Below are 20,462 nucleotides of genomic sequence, written 5' to 3' on the forward strand. Positions count from 1 at the left end.
TTGGTCGGGATCATCGGGAACCTCCGGGGTGGGTGTCGGTCAAGCGGCGGTAGAGCTCGAGGTGGGTCCGTGCGGCGGCCGTCCAGGTGTGCCGGGCGGCCAGCTCCCGACCGCGAACGACCCGGTCGGGATCCGGGGTTCCGATCGCCGACCGGAACGCCTGCGCCATCCCCGGCGGTTCCGCCGCGAACAGCGCCGCCCCGTCGAAGACCTCCCGCAGCACGGGCAGTTCCCGGGTCACCAGCGGGACCCCGGCGGCCAGCGCCTCCATCGCGGCGAGCCCGAAACCCTCCTTCGTCGACAGGAAACCCATGGCGGCCGCACCCGCCACCAGCCCCGGGAGTTCCTCCTCGTCCACGACACCCAGCACGACGGGGTCCACCCCGAGTTCTCCGGCGAGCCGGTCGAACCGCACGCGGTAGTCCCGGTGGTCGAACAACGTCTCGCCCCCGGCGATCACCAGCCGGACGTCGGGGAGCTCCTCCCGCAGCAGGGCGAGCGCCCGCAGCAGGTCGAGGCTGCCCTTGCGGGGTTCGATCCCGCCGACGGCGACGACGTAGCGACCGAACCGGTCCCGCCACCGTCCGGGGTCCGCGCGGGCGAACCGGGCGGCGTCGACCCCGTTGGGGATCACCGTCGCCGAGATGCCCCACCCGTCGGCGAGTTCCCGCGCCACCGCGCCGGACACGCAGACGTGCGCGAACGGTTCGACGATCGCCCTCTCGTGGCAGGCCGCGAGCTGCGGGGTGGTGAAGGTGTCCAGGTGGTGGACGGTCCGCACGCAGCGCCCCACGGCGTTCGCGCTGATGCAGTCCTGGGCGTGCACCACGTCGTAGCCGGCCGGATCGAAACCCGCGTGCAGCACCTCGATCGACCGGACGATCCTCTCCCCGACGTCCTCACCGTCCCGCGCGGCGAACTCGACCACCCGGACGTCGACCCGGGGGTCCACCGGCCGGAAGAACGCCCGGTCGCCACCCCGCCCGAGCGTCCACACCGACACCTCGGCCCCGGCGGCGGCGAGCGCCTCCGCCAGCGCGAGCGTGTGGACGACCCCTCCGCGGGGTTTCGTCGAGTACGTGGTGAGCGCGATCCTCATCAGCGGACGGCGACCAGGTGACGCGCCGGGGACAGTTCCTGGATCCGGTCGGCGAGGAACTCCGCGTCCCGGGCCACCCCAGCGAACCGTCCGGAACCCCAGGTGTGCATCCACGGCAACCCGAGGAAGAACAACCCCTCGGTGCCGGTGACGCCGCGGGTCTGGCGGGGTCGCCCTCGGCCGTCGAACACGCCGAGCTCGATCCAGCGGTAGTCCGCCCGGTACCCGACGCTCCACACGATCGAGGTGATGCCGCTCGCCGCCAGGTCCAGGTCGGTGACCTCCTGCTCCGGGTGCCACACCGGCACGTAGCGGGCCTGTTCGGGCGCCTCGATCCCGCGGGCGGCGATCCAGCGGTCGATGGAGTCCTTGATGCTCTCCGCCACCGCGTCGGCGTGGTCCAGCGCCTCGCCCAGCGTGGGCGCGAACGTGACGACCCCGTCGCGGACGTCCTCCAGCCGGCCGTGCAACCGCATGCCCTCCAGCGCGAAGGTCCGCAGGTCGATGTCCCGGCCACCGTCGCGGCCCGTCATGTAGTGGTTCGTCTTCTCCTGCGCGGCAGCGCCGCCGGGGACCTCGGTGGCGGAGACGTCGTAGACGCCCATGTCCTCGAGCCAGGCGATGCAGTCCCGGCCGCGGTAGGTCCGGGCGCAGCGCGGGGCGTTGCCGACGGCGAGGTGGACGGTGCGCCCGGCCAGGTGCAGGTCCTCGGCGATCTGGGCCCCCGACTGCCCCGACCCGACGACGAGCACCGCACCGTCGGGGAGTTCCGGGGAACCGCGGTAGAGCGAGGAGTGCAGCTGCACGATCTCCTCGGGAACCCGCTCGGCCGCCGCCGGGACGATCGGCAGGTGGTACCCGCCCGTCGCCACGACCACCTGCCGCGCCGTGAACTCCCCGGCGCTGGAGGCGACGTGGAAGAGCCCGTCGTCCTCGCGGGTCAACCGCGTCACCTCCACGTGCTCGCGCACCGGCGGTCCGAAGCCGGCGGCGTAGGAGGTGACGAACCGGTGCACGTCGTCGCGGGGCATGAACCCGTCGGGGTCCTGACCACCGAACTCACCGGTGTAGGAGAACCCGGGGAGCCGGCACTGGAAGTTCGGGGTGACCAGGGTGAACGCGTCCCAGCGACCGTCACGCCACTCGTGGCCGATCTTGTCGCGTTCCAGCAGGACGTGGTCGATCCCGCGCTGCACGAGGTGCCAGCTGAGCGACAACCCGGCCTGCCCCGCGCCCACGATGAGCACGTCGTGGTGTTCGGTCATGACTCCTCCTGGGGGAGCGGGGGTTCGAGGGCGAGGACCCGGACCGTCCCGGCCGTGCCGGCGGCACGGTCCTCGATGGCGGCGAGCTGGGCCACGGCCGAGGTGCAGGTCATCCCGAACCTCGCCCGGACCCGTTCGCCGGCCTCGGTCAGCGCCGTGCGAGCGCGGGCGGTGAACTCCTCGACGGTGTACTCGGCGCCGACCTCGAGGTGGTCGTGCACCACGAGCGAGGGGGAGTAGCAGTGCTGGACGCCGCCGTCCGGCCACCGGACGCTGAACGTCATCTCAGGCATGCGCCGGCTCCCGCACGAGGGCGCCGTACGCGTCCGGACGGCGGTCGCGCAGGTTGAACATCGCCCGGCGGGCCGCGTCGAGTTCCGCGTCGACGTCGACGTCCGCGGCGGCGACCCCGGCGCCCACCCCGGTGTCGGCCAGGACGTCACCGCCGGGTCCGACGACCTTCGCGCTGCCCACGAACCGCAGCGAACCGAACGTGCCGGCCTGGTTGGAGGCGACCCAGACCACCTGGTTCTCCAGGGCCCGCGCCTGGTCGTAGAGGTCGAACCGCTTCTTCCAGCGGTCCTGCGCGAGGTCGGCCGCGGCCGCGGTCCGGGCCCCGGGCCAGGCGGAGATGCTGACGATGATCCGTGCCCCGTCGAGCGCCGCGGTGCGGGCGGCCTCCGGGAACGCCTTGTCGTAGCAGATCTGCAACCCGATCCGCCCGACCGGCGTCTCGAACGCCTCGAACGTCGAACCCGCCGCGTAGGAGAGGTTCTCGCCGAGGGGCTGGTGCACCTTGCGGTGCACCCCGAGGACGCCGTCCCCGGTCAGGGCGACGGCGGTGTTGTACCGGTCGGTCCCGCCGTCCTCGCAGATCCCGAGGACGACCACGACGTCGCGGGCCATCTCCTGCACCCGGCGCAGTTCCGGCCCGTCCAGGGCCAGGGCGGGTGGACCGGAACGCTGCCGCCGGGTCTCTGCGGTCCCGCGGTCCTCCGCGGAACCCAGGGAGGACAGGTACCCGCCGAGGCAGGCCTCCGGCAGGGCGATCAGTCCCGTGCCCTCGGCCCGGGCCTGCTGCAGCAACCGGTCGATGGTGGCGTAGGCGGCATCGAGGTCACGGCCGAAGTTCTCGGCCACGGCAGCCAGTCTGGTTCTCATGCGGTTCCCATTCCCGTCACAGTGCCCCGGATCGCCGGGGTCACCTCTCCGTCGGGCCAGCGCAGCGAGACCCCGGAGGGTCCCGGCCGGAGGCGGCCGATCGTTCGTGTGGTGGCCGGTCCGGCGGGTGCCGGTGCCCGGCCGGGGGTGTCGGCGGTCAGCATCCCGAACCCCGGGAAGCAGGTGAACCAGTCGCCGACGGTGGTCCCGGACGGACGCGGCACCGCGGCGACGTCGATCTCGGCCGCGACCCCGCTCGCCTCCGCGAGCATCCCCGCGGTCCCGACCAGACCGGCCATGCTGACGTCCTTCGCGGCGGCCGGCGCGGTGCGGGCCACGAACGACCCCATCGCCCGCAGGTCACCCGCGCGCCGCCACGACGTGGAGTCCCACTGCGACCCCGCGTACCCCGCTCGCCAGTGGCCCTCGAGGTCCGCGGTCAGCGACAGGTCGTGCCCCACCCGCCCCCCACCGGCCGGGACCGGGTGGTCGCTGCGCCCCAACGCCGTCACCGACAACGCCGCGGGAACCCCGAGCTGGGTGTGTCCTCCCAGGACCGGGACCCCCCAGGCCTGCGACGCCGCCCGCAACCCGGCGACGATCTCGGCGGCGTGCTCCCGGGTCGGAGCCGCCAGCGCGTCCAGCAACCCGACGGGTTCGGCCCCCATCGCCGCGAGGTCGTTGACGTTCACGAGGACGGCGCACCACCCGGCCCACCGAGGGTCGCGGTCCACGAGCGAGGGCAGGATCGCGTCGCAGGCCGCGACGACGTCGGTTCCCGGTACCGGGGAACCGTCGTCCCCGCGGAACCCCGTCGGAGTTTCGACGAACTCGGCCAGCAACCCCGCCAGGGCCGACTTCGTCGCGTCGGCCAGCCGTTGCGGGCGGTCCACCGGGTAGCGGACCAGCACGTGCGGAGTGCCCTGCACCTCGACGTCGCGGACCCGTTCCCACCCCAGCCGCCGGAACAGCACCACGTTCGCGGCCTGGACCGTCGCCTCGAACCGCAGCGCGCCGAGGTCCTCGGCGTGGGCGCAGGCCGCCCGGACCAGCGCGCTCCCGACCCCACCGAGGGTGCGCGCCCCGGCGACCACGACGAGCCGGCTCCCGCGCCACCAGCCGACGTCGGGTTCCGCGCACGGCGCCAACCGCACGCCACCCACGACCGTCCCGTCCGGGGTCCGGGCCACCAGGACCCGGCGACGCGGGTCGTCGTCGGCCTCGTCGTGGTCGTCGAGGTCGAACAAGCCCTGCTCCGCGACGAAGACCTCGCGCCGCACCCTGCGGTACGCGGTCTCGGTCGCGGCGTCCGCGACCTCGACGTGGAACCCCGCGCGGGGCCGCGGGACCCCGGCGAGGACGGGCACGTCCGGCGCGGCGAGGAACTGGTGCGGGACGAGGTGCTCGAGGTCCACCGGAACCCCTACGCGCCGAGGTTCTGCAGGACCGAGCAGGCGCCGCAGGCGGCGCAGCCGGCCATCTGGTCCGCCCCGCGCATCCCGGCGGCCTGCAACGCCTCCGCGACCCGGCGCGAGACGTCCGCCAGGACGGCCGGATCGGGTGCGGCGGCCCCGTCCTCGTCCACCGCGAGGGTGCCGGCCAGCGGCCGGAACGGGACGACGAACGGGTAGACCCCGAGCTCGACGAGGCGCTGCGCCCCGGCGACGAGCTCGTCCGGGTCCTCACCCAGCCCGACCAGCAGGTAGGTGGAGACCTGGTTGCGCCCGAACACCCGGACCGCCTCGGTCCACGCCGCCCAGTACTCGGTCAGCGGGACGCTCGACTTGCCGGGCATCCACCGACGGCGGACCCCGTCGTCGAGGGACTCGACGTGGATGCCGATCGACGACGCCCCGGCCTCCCTGAGCTCGGTGATCGTGGCGAGGTCGGCGGGGGGTTCGCACTGCACCTGGACCGGCAGTCCCGGAACGGCCTCCACGATCGCCCGGACGCACCGGGCCAGGTGCCGCGCCCCCCGGTCCGGTGCGGTCGAGCTCCCCGTCGTCATGACGACGTGCCTGACCCCGTCGAGGCGGACCGCGGCCTCCGCGACCTCGGCCAGCATCGCCGGGGTCTTGACCGCGATCGTCGCGCCGGAGTTCAGGGACTCCTCGATGGCGCAGAACCGGCAGCGGTTCTCCGGTGCGTAGCGGGAGCACGTCTGCACGACGGTCGTCGCGAGGACGTCCTTCCCGTGCAGCTTCGCGATCTTCTCGTAGTTCGTCCCGTCGGCGGTCTCCAGGTCGTAGAACCGCGGCCGTCGCACGGGATCGACCTCGATGCCGAGGTCGGTGACCGACCCCATCCGCTCGATCAGCAACCGCCCGTCGCGGACGAGGTAGGGGCTGTCGGCGCGCCGGGGGATCGCGGAGGCGAACCCGTCCAGGACCACGTGGCCGTCGTCGCTGGGGCCGGCCCCACCCGTGCGGCGCACGGGCGTGGCCAGCCGGACACCCCGGATCGCGACGTCGGCACGCGTGGCGACCCTGTCCGGGCAGGACATCAGAGGTTGTAGGTCGAGTTGATGATCGCGCCCTTGCGGGCGTAGTGGATGAGGGCGTCCTGCACGTCGAGAGGGTGGCAGGGGATGACGCCCTCGATGAGGTCCTCCTCGCGGTTGCCGTGCAGGGCGAGGCCGAAGCGGCAGCAGTAGACCGTGCCGCCCTCGGCGATGAACGTCGCCAGCGAACCGTTGATGTTCTGCTCACCCGGGAACCCCGAGTCCCCGACGGTCGGGAAACCGCGGGTGTCGATGCAGTTCATCGCGCCGGGACCGTAGAAGTAGATGGCGGAGTCGAAACCCTTCCGCAGCGCGCGGGTGGCCTGCAGGACCGCGACGAAGCTGACCGAGGACTCGTGGGCGATGCCGTGCACGAGGGTGAAGTAGGTCTCACCGCCTTCGGCCTGGTAGTCGGGGAACACCTTGGTGGAACCGTAGAGGTTCTCGCCCTTCGCCTTGCTCGGGTGCGGGACCTCGGCCAGCGACTTCGCGATGTTCGCCCTGATCTGCTCGTCGATCGCGGTGCCGGTGGTCGACGTCGTGGTGGTCGTGGTCATGTCGGGCTCCTCAGCCGTAGAGGGTGGAGTAGTTGTCCTGCAGGAACATCCGGACGAGTTCGGAGTTCCCCGAGGCCGCCTGCAGGCGAGCGAGCTCGCCCGCGTGGTCGCCCCACGGTTCGTCGCTGGCGAAGAGGACGCGGTCCGCGCCGACCCCTCGCCGTTCGATCTCCTGCGCGAGCCACCGGGGCGCGAAGCCGATGGCCCAGCTGGTGTCGGTGTAGACCTGCTTGCCGGCCTCGATCCAGTCGAAGAACCGGCCACCGATGAGTTTGACGTGGGCGCTCATCCCGCCGCCGAGGTGGACGAGGTGGATGCGGACGTGGTCGCCGTAGCGCTCCACGAGCTTCCCCACCTCGTCGATGTCCGAGGCCGCACCGGGGGAGGTGTGCACGTGCACGACGAGGTTCCGCTCGCGGGCCGTGCCGAAGATCTTCTCGATCTGCGGTTGCGAGGTCGGATCGTCGACCCCGCCACCGAGCAGGAAGCTCGTCTTGAGCGCGACCACCCCACGTTCCCCAGCCAGGGCCAGGGCGGCGTCGGTGAGTTCGGCGTCCTGGGCGCGGGGCGAGGTCCACAGCCCGCAGAGGAACCGGTCGTCCTTCGCCGCGGTCTCGAGGACCAGGTCGTTCAGGGCGAAGGACGCCGCCGCGACCGGGACGCCGTAGTTCGGCAGGAGGAGGGCCCGGGCCGTGCCCTCACGGTCGAGGTCGGCGAGCAGGTCCGCGATCTGGTCGCGGGCCGTGGTGTCGGGGTTGACCGGCGGGCCCCCGTAGAAGGGGTACGCCGGCAACCGTCCGAGGTGACGGTGCGCGTCGTACGTCGTGGTGCTCGGGGTGTTCGGCACGGGACATAGTTCACGCCCTAACTGTTTCGTGCTGGTTACACCTGGAACACGTTCAGGTTTCGTACACGTCGCTGCGCCGCTCGTCCAGGTGGTGCAGCGTGCGCCGCGCCCGGGCGACCTCGGCCTCGACGTCGACCTCGACCGCGGCCAGGCCGCCCTTGGACCCCGTCCGGGCCAGGACGTCGCCCCCGGGGCCGACGACCTTGGCCTGACCGAGGAAGCGGAGCGAGCCGTGCATGCCGGTCTGGTTCGAGGAGATCCAGACGACCTGGTTCTCCGCCGCCCGGGCGCAGTCGTAGAGGTCGAAGAGGCGCGACTGGCGGTCCTGGGGGAGCCGTGAGGCGCGGTCGGTCACGCTCGCCGGCCAGGCGGACAGGCAGGCGATGGCCTGCGCGCCCTGCAGGGCCAGGGTGCGCGCGGCCTCGGGGAAGGTCTTGTCGAAGTCGATGAGCATCCCCAGCCGGCCGACGGGGGTGTCGAACGCGGCCAGCCGGTCACCCGCCGCGTACAGCTCCGCCTCACCGGGCGGCAGGTGGACCTTGCGGTGGCGGCCCAGCACCCCGTCCCCGCTGAGGCAGACCGCCGCCGGGTGCTGCACGGGGGTGCCGTGGACCTCCTCGACCTCGGTGTAGCCGAGGCACACCGTCAACGGTCCGCACGCCTGCCGCAGGACCTCGAACACGGGGTCGTCCGCGGCCAGGGCCGGGGGGACCTGCGCGGAGTCGATGTCCACGAGGTCCGGCAGGTAGCCGCCCAGGGTGCCGTGCGGCAGCACCAGCAGGTCGGTCCGGGACGCCCGCGCCTCGGCGACGATCCCCAGCGCCTTCGCGAGACCGCGCTCGAGGTCGGGGCCGAAGTTGGCGGCCACCGCCGCGACGCGGACGGGGTGGGACACGTCAGGAGCCCCGCCTCAGTCGAACGCGGCGACGTGCTCGCCCAGCAACGACAGCGCGAGCTCGCAGAACATCGAGTCGGCCCAGGAGAACCACTCCCGCGTCCACTGCGAGGGGTCGTCGACGTGGAAGCCCTCGTGCACGTGCAGGGTTCCGTCGTCGGTGTCGGCGATGAGCCGCAACGTCGCGACGCGCTCGTCGGGGTCACCGCTCGTCAGGGCCTGCACGGCCAGCGAGATCGGCCAGACGTAGCGGTCGGGGGTGTGCGGGCTGCCGATCCCGGTCGCCGCGGTCCCGCGGTGGAACCACGGGTTCGCCTCGCTCAGGACGAGGGCCCGCGTCGCGACGTAGAGCGGGTCGTCGGCCGCGCACGCGCCCAGCAGGGGCAGCGACAGCAGGCTGGGGGTGTTCGCGTCGTCGGCCAGCAGGACGCCGCCGAGACCGTCGACCTCGTAGGCCCAGACCCGTCCGTGCACCGGGTGCTCCACCACCCCGAACTCCTCGACCCCCGCCCGCAGTTCCGCGGCCAGCGTCTCCGCGTCCGCGGCGAGCGCGGGGTCGTCGAACACCTCGCGGGCGAACGTCACCACGTGGTCGAGGGCCCGGGCCGCGAAGAGGTTCGCCGGGACGTTGTAGCCGTGCTCGCACGCGTCGTCGCTGGGCCGGAAACCCGACCAGGTCATGCCTGTGCGGCCGAGCGGAGTGCCCAGGCCGTCGCGGTCGAGGGTCTCGCTGCGCTCGTCGGTGGGGCGCACGAAGCGGTAGGGGGACTTCTCCTCGTGGTCCTGTTCCAGGCGCCACTGGTCGACGATCGCCCGGCAGGCCGCGGCCGCGTCGTGCCCGAGGACGTCGTCGCGCCCGGTCGCCCGGCGCAACCGGTGGGCGAGCAGCACCGGGAAGGCCAGGGAGTCGACCTCGTACTTGCGTTCCCACAACCAGGGGTCGTCGCCGAGGTCGGCCGGTTCGTGGCAGGCGCCCGTCGGGCCGTCGTTGAAGGCGTTGGCGTAGGGGTCGTGGACGATCGAGGTGAACTGGGTGCGCAGCACCCCCGCGATGACGTCGGCCAGCGCCGGCGCCCGGTCCAGCAGCAGCAGGTACGCCTGCCACTGCGCGGTCGAGTCCCGCAGCCACATGGCCGGGATGTCGCCCGTCACGACGAAGACGGACCCGTCGGCGCGCAGGGTCGGGGTGCGGTCGACGGTCTCGCGCAGGGCCCGGGTGAACATCGCGCCCACCCGTTCCCCCGCGCGACGCGAGACCTCTGCGCTGAGGTCGTCGACGAGGCCTTGCGGCAGCAGTTCGCTCACGCGCGCAACCTAGCGCGCGGCCTCCACCCGACACAGGTTCGCCGCCCCGATGGCCGCGACGGGACGGTCCCCGGGCAGCAGGACGAGCCGGTCGTGCAGGGCGAGCCCGCGCAGGAACGGCGAACCCGCCGCCTGCTGCCGCAGCGCGGCGGACACGCTGCGCAGCAACGGCTCCCCGAGGGCCGCGACCCCTCCGGCCAGGACGACGGTGCCCGAGTCGGCGGTCAGGGCCAGGGTGCGCACGGCCAGGGCCACGGCTGCGGCCCACCGGTCGCGGACGCCGACGGCGGCCGGGTCCCCGGCCTCGGCCGCGGCGAACAGGTGGACGGCGGAGCGTCCTTCGTCCCCGTGCGGCCACTCGCGCCGCAGCGCGGCACCGGAGGCGATCGTCTCCAGGCAACCCCGCTGCCCGCAGCCGCAGAGGTGACCGTCCCGGTCCAGCGCCAGGTGGCCGATCTCGCCGGCCGCGCCGCTCGCTCCGCGCAGCACCCGACCGTCGATGACGATCGCCGCCGCGAGGCCGGTGCCGAGCGAGACCAGGGTCAGGTCGCCGCCGAGCACGGCGTGCGCGCCGAGAGCGGTCGCCTTGACGTCGTTCTCGACGACCACGGGAACACCGCCGACCGCGCGGCTGACCAGGTCGGCCAGCGCCACCGGTTCCGGGCCGAACCCCAGGTTCACCGCACTGCGCACGGTCCCGGCCACCGGGTCCACGAGTCCCGGGATCCCGATCCCCACGACGGCCACGGGCAGGGGCGAGTCGCCCACCAGGTCCGCCACGAGGGCGGCCACCGTCGATACCACGTCGACGACGCCCCCGGGGGAGGGGTGGCGCGCCGTCGCGAGGACCTCGTCCCCGGGACCGAGCGCCACCCCGTCGATCTTCGTCCCACCGATGTCGAGGCCGACGCGCACGCTCGCCCGCGGGCCCCAGAGCTCGGCTCGCCGGGGCGTGAGCACGGCCACCGGTCAGCTCACCGCACGCAGCAGGGCGTGGCGCAGGGAGGAGAACTCGGCAAGGCTGTCGGCCAGCCCACCCGGACGCGACCGCAGCAGCCAGCAGGCCCGCTGCTCCTCGAGCAGGTCGTCGAGCTCGGGGAGCATGCGTGCCGCCGCGGTCGCCTCGAACGAACCGTCGCTCGCGCGGGCCTGCAGGACACGGACGGCGAACTCGCTGAGCCGCAGCGCCTGGGTGAGTTCGCGCAGCACGACGTCCCCGTCGGAGGCGGCGGGTTCCGCGGTGCGCAGGTCGAGCAGGCAGTCGGTGAGGATCCGCTGCGCGGTGGTCAGGGCGTCCGCGCTCGGCACGGCCCACGGCGCCAGGTCATCGGTCTCGCGCAGGGCGAGGACCAGCGGCGAGGCGTTGAGCACCGGGGTGCCGAGGACGTGGCAGACCTTCCCCGCCCGGACGAGGACGTCGCCGGTCACCCCCTGCGGGTCGAGCAGCAGCCTCGTGTCGAGGACCTCGGCGACGTCCAGGTCGCGGTTGCTCTCCAGCGACCACGACACCGCGCCGCCGAACAGCACCGGGCCGAAGGCGACCGACGGCGGGTCCCAGTGCCCGTGGTCACCCCAGGAGGTGTTCAGGTACCCCTGCGCGGAGTTCGCCAGGCCGACCTCGGCGGCGTCGACCATGTTGCCCAGCGCGTTCTCCCACCGGCCGAGCAGCGAGTTCCAGTTGCTGGCGCCCGGGGCGACCCAGAACGGGATGCCCGCGTCGAGCAGCAGCTTGGCGCGGTCGCGGAACCCGTCGCGGAGCTTGGTGACGTCGACCCCGAGGCTGCGCCACTCCTGGACCTGGTCCGGTTGCGCGGCGTCGACGACCTCGGCCAGCAGGCTGGGGGAGTCGTACTGCCAGACGACGGGGATCGCGCCGGCGGGGACCTTGTCCATCAGTTCGGGGTGGTCGCCGAAGACGTCGGCCCAGAACTCCACGGTGTAGCCGCGGTCCAGCCAGGGCTGCATGACCTCGGTGACGTAGTCGAAGTAGACCGTGCCCAGGCCGACCTCCTCGGCCCGCTGGCGGCTCTTGCCCTGGCCGAGCTCCCACGGTTCGTCGGCACCGATGTTGATGCGCTTGGTCCGGAAGTTCGGGGTGACGTCCTCGAGGAGCTCCTGGACGAACGCGGCGTTCTCGGAGGTCGGCTCGACGGTGCTCGGCGGGCGGTGCTGGCCGCGCATCGTGAACCCGTCCTCGTTCTCGGCCCGCTTGGCGTGCTCGGGGACCTTGAGGAACCGTTCCATGTGTCCCAGGGTGTTCTGGTTGCAGACCAGTTCGATGCCCTTCGAGGCGCACAGCGCGTCGAGCCACTGCAGGTCCTCCGCGGTGAGCGGGGAGGCGTCCTGCCAGACGGCCTGCTGGCCCGTGAAGGCGTAGGTGTGCTCGGTGTAGAGCTCGAGGGAGTTGATGCGGGCCAGGTCGAGGACCTCGACCCAGCGGGCCAGGGTGCGGCGGGTCGGCACCCGGTCGCGGCTGATGTCGAGCATGAAACCGCGGACGGGGAAGTCCGGGTGGTCGGTGATCGAGTAGCTCGTCGTCGCGAAGTCGCGGTCGGCGCGCAGCTGGTCGAGCGCGGCGAGGCCGTAGCGCAGACCCGCGGCGTCGGAGTGGGTGAGCGTGACCCCCTCCGCGGAGGTCTCCAGGGAGAAACCCTGGGCCGGGACCGAGGCGTCGAGGACGACGCGCACGGGGGCGTCGACGGCCGGGCCGACGCCGGTCTGCACCGACAGGTTCTTCGGGCGGGGGAAGAGGGTGACAGGCACGGGAGGAGCTCCAGGTTGTGGGTGGTTCGGGGGGGCGGGTGTCAGCCCTTGACGGCGCCGGCGACCATGCCCTTGGTCATGGCGTTCTGGACGAGGATGAAGACGATGAGGACGGGCACGGCGACGAGGGTCGAACCGGCCATCACACCGGCCCAGTCGGTCTCCTGCAGGTTGGAGGAGAACGTCTTCAGCCAGACCGGCAGGGTCAGCCGGTCGCCCGAGGCGAGGATCACGAAGGCGAGGGTGAACTCGTTCCACGCGACGAGGAAGCCGAAGACGCCCGTCGCGACGAGACCGGGCCCGAGCAGCGGGACGGTCACCCGGAAGAACGCGCCGAACCGCGAGCAGCCGTCCATCATGGCCGCCTCCTCGAGCTCGACGGGGACCCCGTCGACGAAACCCTTCAGCATCCACACCGTGAACGGGACGATGAGGCCGACGTAGAGCAGCGACAGGCCCGGCACGGAACCGAGCATGCCCCAGCCGTCGAGCATCCGGTACTGGGAGATGAAGAGCGCCTCGGCCGGGATCATCTGCACGACGAGGACCCCGACGAGGACCGCCCGGCGACCGACGAAGGAGAACCGGCTCAGCGCCACCGAGCCGAGGACGGCGGCCAGCAGGGAGACGGCCACGGCCAGGAACGTCACGGCGGCGCTGAAACCGAGCGATCGCCAGAACAGGGAGTCGTGGAAGATCTGCTGGAACGCGTGGACGCTCGGGTGGATCGGGGCCAGCAGCGGTGGCGTGTCGCGCAGCCGGTCGGCCGGCATGAGCGCCGAGTTGATCATCCAGTAGATCGGGAAGGCCCAGATGAGGGCGAGCACGATCGCCACGACGTTCCACACCGCGCGGTGCTTGTTCTTGGCCGACCGGGTCGTGTCGAACAGTCGGGGGGTTTCCGTGGCCGTTGCCATCAGAGGTCTCCCTGCTTCATGAGGGTCCGCATGTACCGGAAGGTCAGGACGAGGACGAGGAGCAGCATGACGGTCGCCAGGGCCGAGGCGACGCCGTAGTTCCCGCCGCTGATGCCGGTCTCGTAGACGTAGGTCCCGAGCAGGTTCGTGGCCTTGTTGTTGCCTGCGCTGGACTGCAGCACGTTGATCTGGGTGAAGACCTTGAGGTCCCAGATGATCTGCAGCATGAAGAGCAGCAGGACGACCGGCTGGATGATCGGGAGCACCACGGAACGCAGCCGGGTCCAGCCGTTGGCGCCGTCGAGCTGAGCGGCCTCCAGGACCTCCTCGTCGACCTGGTTCAGGGCCGCGTAGGTGGACAGCGTCACCAGCGGCGCCGACGTCCAGATCACCGCGATCGCGGCGATCGCGAAGAAGCTCCACGGGCTGCCCGCGAGCCAGGAGTATCCGCGGAAGCTCTCCAGGCCCATCGAGGTGAGGATCCAGTTCAGCAATCCGTACCGCGGTTCGACCAGCCACTTGTAGACGGTCAGGGCCGCGAGCGGCGGCATGGCCCAGGCGAGGACCAGGGCGATCTGCAGCACGATGCGCGGGACGACCGAGAGTTGCTGCATCAGCACCGCGAGCGCGATGCCGACTCCCATCGTGAGCACGGCGCAGACCGCGCAGAACGCCACGGAGCGCGCGACCACGGTCCAGAAGTAGGGGTCCGTGAGGATCTGGGTGTAGTTGTCGAGACCCACCCACGTGGGCGGACGGCCGAACTGCTGGGCCAGCCCGAACTCCTGGAAGGACATGATGAACTGCTTGACCATCGGGTAGCCGAGGGAGACGACCACGAGCACGACGGGCAGGACCAGCAGGAGGTACGGGACCACCAGCGAGCTGCGACGACGCCGCGGTCGAGGCCGGCCCCGGCCCGGGGCGGGAACCCCCGGGGCGAGGGTCGGTGCGCTGCTGACGCCGGCGCTGAGCTGATCGGACACCACGGTTCTCCTCCTGCTGGTCCTCGAGGTCTCTGCGGGTCAGCTCTTGTTGAGCGCGTCCGCGATGGTCTTGTCCACGTCGGCCGCGACGGTCTTGACGTCCTCGCCCTTGGCGATGCGCACCCAGAAGTCGCGGGGGACGTTGTTGCCGTCGAGGACGCCCCACTGCGGGGAGTTCGGCGTGAGGACGGAGTTCTCGATGATCTCCTGGGCGATGGAACCCGTCGGGCCGGTCAGCGCGGACGCGAAGGAGGTGCGGCCGGGGATCCAGCCGCCGACCGCGGCCATGTCGGTCATGAAGTCGTCGCCGTAGAGGAGTTTCATGAGCGACTTCGACAGGTCGACGTTGTGGTTGTTCGCCGAGATGCCCAGGCTCGAGCCGCCGGAGAACGTCTTGCCGATGCTGCCCGGGGTCAGACCCGGGAGGGCCAGGACGCCGACCTTGTCCGCGTCCCACATGGCCTGGTCGATCTTGCCCGAAGCGACGTTCAGGGCGCTGTACATGCCGATCTTGCCGTCGTTGAACAACTGGTACGCGGCCTGGACGTTCTCGTTGGAGTCGAGGGCGTACTTCGTGGCGTTGAGCATGAGGTCCTGGACCTGGGTCAGGGCGGCCTGCGAGCCGGGGTCGGACAGCATGCCCTTCCAGGTGTCGCCGTCCTTCTCGGCGTACTGACCGTCGTGGGTGAACAACCAGCCCTCGTTGGTGTGCGGATCGGCGCCGGGGAAGTAGATGCCGGAGAAGTCCGGGTTCGCCTCGGGGTTCGCGGTGTTCAGGGCCTTCGCGGCGGCGACGAGTTCGTCGAGGCTGGTCGGGACGGCGATGCCGGCCGCCGCGAACAGGTCCTTGCGGTAGTAGTACACGCGGGCGCCGGCGTACATCGGGGTGGCGTAGAGCTTGCCCTCCCACGAGCCCGCGTCGATGAAGCTCTGGATGAGGTCGCTGCCGCCGAGTTCGTCCTCCATGTCGGAGATGTCGAGCAGGGCACCGACCGAGGAGAACAGGGCGACCTGGGTGTTTCCGAACTCGACGACGTCGGGGCTCTCGTCCTTGCTGGCGAGGCTGGTCTGCAGCTTGGAGACGATGCCGTCCCACTGCTGGACCTGGATGTTCAGGGTGGCGCCGGCGTTCTCGGCCTCGAACGCCTTCTTCAGCGCGGCCTGCGTCTCGTCGGGGACGGAGTCCTGCATGAACCAGACGGTGAGGGACTTGCTGTCCCCACCACCGCCGGAGGTTCCGGAGGAGGAGCTGTCGCCGCCGCAGGCGGCGAGGCCGCCGAGGAGGGCGGCGCCGGAGGCGCTGGCGAGCAGGGATCGCCGGGTGAGGTTCATGGGGCGGCAACCTTTCGAGGTCCGGAGCGACGGTGCAGGACGGTGCTGGCGGTCGAGCAGGTGTGCTGGACGGGCGGCGAGCGTGCGACTCTGCGTTGAGTCTCGACACCCCGGCGTTCGCATGACAAGTGTTAGGACACCTGCTTAACAAGAATGTAACCCTCCCTGCCCATCTCGTGAAGGGGGACTTGCCGGGAGATTCGTAGGTAGGGAAAACTAATCGGGTGACCATCCCCGCGGTGCCCGTCCCGACGCCGCACCCGACGCCGCACCCGACGCGGTGGCGCGCCTCCGCACGGGGCCTGCGGCCCAGCGCGAAGGTCCTGCCCTCCCACGCCCGCGCGCACAACCGCTCCGTCGTGCTGGGGCTCCTCTTCCACGAGGGGCCGGTGTCGCGCGCCGACCTGGCCCGGGCCACCGGCCTCACCCGGGTGACGGTTTCGGAGATCGTGGCGGACCTGCTGACCGACGGGCTCGTCGCCGAGCTGGGTCTGCGGCCGGAGGGACGCGTCGGCAAGCCCGCCATGATGGTGGGGCTGCGCTCGGCGGAGCACCACGTCGTCGCCGTCGACCTGCAGCGGCTGCCGGCCGCCCGCATCGCCGTCCTGGACCTGTCGGGGGCGATCGTCAGCGAGAGCACCACCGACTTCACCGGCCTCCGCGGCGAGGACGCCGTCACCGCGTTCGACGGACTGTGTCGCGAGGTGATGGCCGCCGCGGGGCAACGGGTCGTCGGGGTGGGGATCGGGACCCCCGGCATCGTCGACGAGACGGGGGGTGTCGTGGAGTCCTCCCGGTTGGGCTGGACGGGCCTGCCCCTGGCGCAGCGCCTGTCCGCGTCCCTCGGGGTGGGCGTCCACGTCGCCAACGACGCGGACACCGCGGCCCTCGCCGAGTTCACCTACGGCGAGGCGTCCTCGTCCGGGTTCATGACGGTCGTCGTCGGTCAGGGCGTCGGGGCGGGACTCGTCCTCGACGGCCGTCTCGTCCGCGGGCACCGCCTCGCCGCGGGGGAGATCGGTCACCTCACGGTGGACCCGAAGGGCGAGCCCTGCGAGTGCGGCCGGCGGGGCTGCCTCGAGACGATCGTGGCCCCGACCTACCTGGCGCGGATCCTCGAGGGGCGGACCCCGGCCCGGCGGCGGACGGCGTTGCGTGACGCCGGTCGTCGCCTGGGGGCGGTGCTGGCCCCGATCGTCGCCGCCCTCGACCTCGAGGAGGTCATCCTCACCGGACCGGGGGAGCTGCTCGACGGCCCCCTCCTCGAGGCGGCCCGCGAGACCGTCGACGCCACGTGCCTCCCCTCCGACGCCGGAGCGCCGCAGGTGCGGATGGCGGAGCTCGGCGCCAACGGCGTGCTGCAGGGTGCCGCCGCCCTCGTGCTCTTCGGCGAGTTCGGCTTCAGCTGACAGGCTGGAGCGGTGAGCGAACCCCTCGAGGCCGTCACCTGGCCGCTGCACACCGAGCGACTCCTGCTGCGTCGCGCCACCGCCGCCGACGAGGACGCGCTGTGGAGCTACCGCCGCCTGGCCGAGGTCAGCCGGTGGGGGTCGTGGCACGCGCAGGACCGCGCGGACTTCCACGCGATCCTGCTCCCGCGGCTGCGTGACCAGCTCGTCGTCGAGCACGAGGGTCGTGTCGTGGGCGACCTCATGGTCAAGGTCGAGGACGCGTGGGCCCAGCGCGAGGTGCGCGACCGTGGCCGGGGTGTGCAGGCGGAACTCGGGTGGGCCCTGGCTCCGGCTGCAACCGGCCAGGGGTTCGCCACCGAGGCGGTGCGGGAGGCGCTCCGAACGTGCTTCTCGGACCTCGGCCTGCGCCGCGTCACGGCCAACGCCTTCGCGGACAACGAGGCCTCGTGCCGGCTCGCCGAGCGGGTCGGGATGCGTCGGGAGTCCTACTGCGTCGGCGAATCCCTGCACCGTGACCTCGGGTGGGTCGACAGCGTCGGGTACGCCCTGCTCGCGAGTGAATGGGTGGGACGCACGTCCGGCCCCGCAGCGTGACCGTTGCGGGGCTGTCGTGTCTCAGAACGGGGGATGGTCGGGCAGGTTCGGCCAGAGTTCGGTGGGTTTTCCGATTCGGGACGCGATCCGGGCTTGCTGGGCTTTCGTGGCTTCGAAGACGTACTGGGTCTTGAAGCGGTGGTGGCCCCGGCAGTACGCGCGGAGATTCGATGCCGTTGTCTGACCCTGCGGCCAGGGGATCTCGTGGTCGAGGTCGCAGTTCACGGCGGGGACGTGGCAGCCGGGCGCGGTGCAGTACTCGTCGCGGGCGGTGATGAAGCGGCGCATGGCGTCGGTGATGGCGTAGGCCTTGGCTCCGACGTCGATGACGTCTCGGGTTCCGGGTGAGCAGATGACCTTGCGCCACATCGCTCCGGTGGTGGTGGCGAGTTCGCGGGCGACGTGGGCCGGGACGGGGCCGAGGCCGTCGATGGTGGCTTCGTCGTCGTCGAGGCCGAGGAGGGTGGTGGCGTCGATGCGGACGTGGACCTGCACGGACGTCGCGTGGCGGTGGGTGCGGCCGATCACCGCGGGGGAGTCAGCGGTGGCAGGTGCGGTGGGGTCCGAGAGGGCGGGGACGGCGCGGTCCATGGCGTCGGTGAGCATGTCGACGATGACGTCGCGGACGCGTTGCCCGTGGGAGCGGGTGTCGAGGAGGCCGGCGCGCTTGGCCGCGTCCGCGGCGTGGTCGGCGGCAGCATTGGTGTGCGCCATCAACCGCAGGGCGAAGGCGGTGGGGGCGATGAATCCGAGGTGGCTGTTCAGGCCGTCTTCGCACGGGGTGTGTCCGATGCCGCGGGGGTCGTCGTTCTTCTCCAGAACGACGGATTCGTAGCCAGGGGTGAGAGCTCGGACTTTCCGGGAGCACTTGATGCCCAGTTTCCGTCCGGTCAGACCTGCCTGTGCGTGGTGGACTACCTCGGTGAGGTAGTCCTGCAGGGCCGCGGTGTAGGCGTCTCCTTGGAGGAGTTTCTCGCCCTCCTCGGCGTGGACGGAGGTGACGCATCCGTCGGGGTCGATCTCTTCGGTGAGGGTGGCGGTGCGGGCGCTGAGGCGTTCGGCGTGGTCTTCGATGGTGCGGGCCTGGTAGCGGGTGACGGTGGCGTCGGCGACGGCTTGCCAGAGGGTGCGGTGGTCGTGGCCCTTGCGCCAGGCGTTGTGGATGGTGGCGCGGTCGAAGTCCATGCCTTCGTCGCGGGAGTACTCCTCGGCGACGAGGTCGACGGCAGCCTCCCAGCGGTCGAAGCCGGTTCCGGTGATGGTGATCCCGCGGTCGTCGAGCTGGTCGAGGTCGGGGTGGGGGGAGTGGTGGACCATGGTGACGGCGTCGGCGACGCCGAGGTAGAACATGGCGTGGGCGGCGTCGGCGAAGCGGCGGTACTTCCCGGGCAGGCCGAAGGCGACCCCGGTGGGGGCTTCTTCCGTTCGCTCCGCGAGTGCCGCTGTCATGTCCTGAGTCTACCGCGTTCGACTGGTTCGAACAAGACAAACACATTGTGCTGCAACGCTTTCACTGAGTCATTCAGATGCCGGCCCTTGACGGCTCCAGCGCTCGAGCTCTGGACGGGGAACCGTTGCACGTAGACGCGCAGCGCCACGACGGACACGATCACGCCCCCGGCGGCTAGGGCGCCACAGCCGGTGCTGAACTCGCCCAACGGGTGGCTGAGTCGCACAGGCACGGTGAACTCGTCCTGCGAGCCCACGAACACGATCGCGAACAGGAAGGTGCTTCACGCGCTGATCAAGGCGAAGTTCCGGAGATGACCAGGCTCCGCAACTGCGTGCACAGCGTGGCCAGGAGGAACAGGGCCTTGCTGCGAGTACGAGTTCGACCGGTCGAGCCGGTACCGGTGCTCCCCGGCGGTTCCCGCCTACTGCTGGAGCGGCAGGATCGTGGCGAGCGAGTCCAGGGCGCCCAGACGGTCCTCGCCGACGGGGAAGAACGACACCTCGTCCAGCCCGGCGGCCTCGAGTTCCGCGATCCGGGAACGGATGCGTTCGGGCGTTCCCACGAGGGCCAGGTCGTCGACCCACTCGTCCGGCATGCGGCGGGTGAACTCCTCGGCGTCGGCGCACTCGGCGCGCAGCGCGTGGAGTTCCTCGGCGTAGGCGGAGGGGGCGACGTGGGCGGCGGCGTCGGGGGCGCCGACCCACACCAGCCCCGGACGCACCAGGTCGCGCGCCCGGGCGGGGTCGGCGTCGACCGCGGTGAGTTCGTAGCCGATCAACCGGTGGCCGGGCGCTTCGCCGATCTGGGAACGGGCGGCGCGGGCGTACTCCGGCGTGACGGGTTCGGCGAGCAGGGTCGCGTCGAGGTGCTCACCGGAGATCGCGAGCGACTTCGGTCCGCGCACGCCGGCGGCGACGGCGGGGGGCACGGCCGGCGGTGATTCGAGACGGACCCCGTCCAGGTGCACGTAGCGGCCGTCGAGGGTGACCGTCTCCCCGTGCAGCAACCGTCGGACGGCGGTGGCGTGCTCGGTGAACGAGGTGAGGGGGCTCGCCCCCCACGCCCCGGCCTGGCGCATCCAGCCGGGGACCCCGTGGCCCAGGCCGAGGGTGAAGCGGCCGGGGAAGAGGTCCGCGAGGGTGGCCGCCTCCATCGCCGTGAACACCGGGTTCCGCGCCGCGGCGGGGGCGATGCCGAGCCCGACGTGGATGCGGCTGGTGATCGCCAGCGCGGCCGCGGCCTGGGCGAACCCGCCGCGGAACCCGAGGTCCTCGATCACCCAGAGGGTGTCGAACCCGAGCTCCTCGGCGCGGCGGGCGAAGGGGAGGACGTCGGCGACGGGCAGGTCGCGGGGGAGGGTCACACCGGTGTGCACG

General features: G+C 72.0%; 19 protein-coding genes. 2 read left to right on the forward strand and 17 right to left on the reverse strand.

All coding sequences use genetic code 11. From position 1 onward, the window contains the following. Nucleotides 1–10: 10 nt before the first annotated feature. From ACFQ46_RS19330 to ACFQ46_RS19400, 15 genes are read right to left on the reverse strand one after another with little or no spacing between them, the layout of a single operon-like run. Nucleotides 11–1,099: an MSMEG_0565 family glycosyltransferase gene (locus ACFQ46_RS19330; RefSeq protein ID WP_380261108.1), complete on the reverse strand. Its 1,089-nt coding sequence runs from the start codon at nt 1,097–1,099 to the stop codon at nt 11–13. After that, nucleotides 1,099–2,364, reverse strand: coding sequence for an MSMEG_0569 family flavin-dependent oxidoreductase (locus ACFQ46_RS19335; RefSeq protein ID WP_380261110.1), 1,266 nt, complete (start codon nt 2,362–2,364; stop codon nt 1,099–1,101). The genes ACFQ46_RS19330 and ACFQ46_RS19335 overlap by 1 nt, the downstream gene beginning before the upstream one ends. Continuing rightward, nucleotides 2,361–2,657 carry an MSMEG_0570 family nitrogen starvation response protein gene (locus ACFQ46_RS19340; RefSeq protein WP_380261112.1) on the reverse strand — a complete coding sequence of 99 codons (297 nt, stop codon included), beginning with the start codon at nt 2,655–2,657 and terminating at the stop codon, nt 2,361–2,363. Before ACFQ46_RS19340 ends, ACFQ46_RS19335 begins: the two co-directional genes overlap by 4 nt. Further along, nucleotides 2,650–3,525, reverse strand: coding sequence for a carbon-nitrogen hydrolase family protein (locus ACFQ46_RS19345; RefSeq protein WP_380261114.1), 876 nt, complete (start codon nt 3,523–3,525; stop codon nt 2,650–2,652). The genes ACFQ46_RS19340 and ACFQ46_RS19345 overlap by 8 nt, the downstream gene beginning before the upstream one ends. Then, nucleotides 3,522–4,940: an MSMEG_0567/sll0787 family protein gene (locus ACFQ46_RS19350; RefSeq protein WP_380261116.1), complete on the reverse strand. Its 1,419-nt coding sequence runs from the start codon at nt 4,938–4,940 to the stop codon at nt 3,522–3,524. The genes ACFQ46_RS19345 and ACFQ46_RS19350 overlap by 4 nt, the downstream gene beginning before the upstream one ends. 8 nt (nt 4,941–4,948) lie before the next feature. Then, a complete protein-coding gene (locus tag ACFQ46_RS19355) occupies nt 4,949–6,028 on the reverse strand; it encodes an MSMEG_0568 family radical SAM protein (RefSeq protein ID WP_380261118.1) in 1,080 nt (359 codons plus the stop codon). Continuing rightward, nucleotides 6,028–6,582 carry an MSMEG_0572/Sll0783 family nitrogen starvation response protein gene (locus ACFQ46_RS19360; protein ID WP_380261120.1) on the reverse strand — a complete coding sequence of 185 codons (555 nt, stop codon included), beginning with the start codon at nt 6,580–6,582 and terminating at the stop codon, nt 6,028–6,030. Before ACFQ46_RS19360 ends, ACFQ46_RS19355 begins: the two co-directional genes overlap by 1 nt. A 10-nt stretch (nt 6,583–6,592) precedes the next feature. Next, nucleotides 6,593–7,429, reverse strand: a complete 837-nt coding sequence (locus ACFQ46_RS19365; RefSeq protein ID WP_380157857.1) for an amidohydrolase family protein — start codon at nt 7,427–7,429, stop codon at nt 6,593–6,595. Nucleotides 7,430–7,481: 52 nt separating this feature from the next. After that, complete coding sequence (locus ACFQ46_RS19370) at nt 7,482–8,324, reverse strand: carbon-nitrogen hydrolase family protein (RefSeq protein WP_380157855.1); 843 nt, start codon at nt 8,322–8,324, stop codon at nt 7,482–7,484. 15 nt (nt 8,325–8,339) lie between these two features. Next, the gene (locus tag ACFQ46_RS19375) at nt 8,340–9,629 is read right to left on the reverse strand and encodes a glycoside hydrolase family 125 protein (RefSeq protein ID WP_380261123.1); all 1,290 of its coding nucleotides are present in this window, start codon (nt 9,627–9,629) and stop codon (nt 8,340–8,342) included. A 9-nt stretch (nt 9,630–9,638) separates the two neighbouring features. Then, nucleotides 9,639–10,595: an ROK family protein gene (locus tag ACFQ46_RS19380; protein WP_380261125.1), complete on the reverse strand. Its 957-nt coding sequence runs from the start codon at nt 10,593–10,595 to the stop codon at nt 9,639–9,641. A 3-nt stretch (nt 10,596–10,598) separates the two neighbouring features. Next, nucleotides 10,599–12,392 carry a family 20 glycosylhydrolase gene (locus ACFQ46_RS19385; protein ID WP_380261127.1) on the reverse strand — a complete coding sequence of 598 codons (1,794 nt, stop codon included), beginning with the start codon at nt 12,390–12,392 and terminating at the stop codon, nt 10,599–10,601. Between the two features lie 41 nt (nt 12,393–12,433). After that, a complete protein-coding gene (locus ACFQ46_RS19390) occupies nt 12,434–13,309 on the reverse strand; it encodes a carbohydrate ABC transporter permease (protein WP_328295065.1) in 876 nt (291 codons plus the stop codon). Continuing rightward, nucleotides 13,309–14,295 (reverse strand): carbohydrate ABC transporter permease, encoded by a 987-nt coding sequence (locus ACFQ46_RS19395; protein WP_380261129.1) that lies wholly within the window; start codon nt 14,293–14,295, stop codon nt 13,309–13,311. The genes ACFQ46_RS19390 and ACFQ46_RS19395 overlap by 1 nt, the downstream gene beginning before the upstream one ends. Before the next feature lie 39 nt (nt 14,296–14,334). Beyond that, nucleotides 14,335–15,627 carry an extracellular solute-binding protein gene (locus tag ACFQ46_RS19400; protein WP_380261131.1) on the reverse strand — a complete coding sequence of 431 codons (1,293 nt, stop codon included), beginning with the start codon at nt 15,625–15,627 and terminating at the stop codon, nt 14,335–14,337. 239 nt (nt 15,628–15,866) lie between these two features. Here ACFQ46_RS19400 and ACFQ46_RS19405 point away from each other — a divergent pair, with 239 nt between their 5' ends. Together ACFQ46_RS19405 and ACFQ46_RS19410 are read left to right on the forward strand one after the other, a co-directional pair. Continuing rightward, complete coding sequence (locus ACFQ46_RS19405; RefSeq protein WP_380261133.1) at nt 15,867–17,036, forward strand: ROK family protein; 1,170 nt, start codon at nt 15,867–15,869, stop codon at nt 17,034–17,036. A gap of 12 nt (nt 17,037–17,048) precedes the next feature. Continuing rightward, nucleotides 17,049–17,633 (forward strand): GNAT family N-acetyltransferase, encoded by a 585-nt coding sequence (locus ACFQ46_RS19410; RefSeq protein ID WP_380261135.1) that lies wholly within the window; start codon nt 17,049–17,051, stop codon nt 17,631–17,633. A gap of 21 nt (nt 17,634–17,654) precedes the next feature. Here ACFQ46_RS19410 and ACFQ46_RS19415 read toward each other — a convergent pair whose 3' ends face one another. Both ACFQ46_RS19415 and ACFQ46_RS19420 read right to left on the reverse strand, forming a co-directional pair. After that, nucleotides 17,655–19,082, reverse strand: coding sequence for an HNH endonuclease signature motif containing protein (locus tag ACFQ46_RS19415; RefSeq protein ID WP_380261137.1), 1,428 nt, complete (start codon nt 19,080–19,082; stop codon nt 17,655–17,657). A 425-nt stretch (nt 19,083–19,507) separates the two neighbouring features. Beyond that, a complete protein-coding gene (locus tag ACFQ46_RS19420; protein WP_380261139.1) occupies nt 19,508–20,461 on the reverse strand; it encodes an LLM class flavin-dependent oxidoreductase in 954 nt (317 codons plus the stop codon). Between the last annotated feature and the right edge of the window lies 1 nt (nt 20,462).

The organism is Kineococcus sp. GCM10028916 (assembly GCF_042674865.1).
GTDB lineage: Bacteria > Actinomycetota > Actinomycetes > Actinomycetales > Kineococcaceae > Kineococcus.

What these genes read in the sequence shown, in the direction of transcription:
- ACFQ46_RS19330 (WP_380261108.1), bottom strand. Translation starts at nt 1,099, where the DNA reads ATGAGGATCGCGCTCACCACGTACTCGACGAAACCCCGCGGAGGGGTC.
- ACFQ46_RS19335 (WP_380261110.1), bottom strand. Translation starts at nt 2,364, where the DNA reads ATGACCGAACACCACGACGTGCTCATCGTGGGCGCGGGGCAGGCCGGG.
- ACFQ46_RS19340 (WP_380261112.1), bottom strand. Translation starts at nt 2,657, where the DNA reads ATGCCTGAGATGACGTTCAGCGTCCGGTGGCCGGACGGCGGCGTCCAG.
- ACFQ46_RS19345 (WP_380261114.1), bottom strand. Translation starts at nt 3,525, where the DNA reads ATGAGAACCAGACTGGCTGCCGTGGCCGAGAACTTCGGCCGTGACCTC.
- ACFQ46_RS19355 (WP_380261118.1), bottom strand. Translation starts at nt 6,028, where the DNA reads ATGTCCTGCCCGGACAGGGTCGCCACGCGTGCCGACGTCGCGATCCGG.
- ACFQ46_RS19360 (WP_380261120.1), bottom strand. Translation starts at nt 6,582, where the DNA reads ATGACCACGACCACCACGACGTCGACCACCGGCACCGCGATCGACGAG.
- ACFQ46_RS19390 (WP_328295065.1), bottom strand. Translation starts at nt 13,309, where the DNA reads ATGGCAACGGCCACGGAAACCCCCCGACTGTTCGACACGACCCGGTCG.
- ACFQ46_RS19400 (WP_380261131.1), bottom strand. Translation starts at nt 15,627, where the DNA reads ATGAACCTCACCCGGCGATCCCTGCTCGCCAGCGCCTCCGGCGCCGCC.
- ACFQ46_RS19415 (WP_380261137.1), bottom strand. Translation starts at nt 19,082, where the DNA reads ATGACAGCGGCACTCGCGGAGCGAACGGAAGAAGCCCCCACCGGGGTC.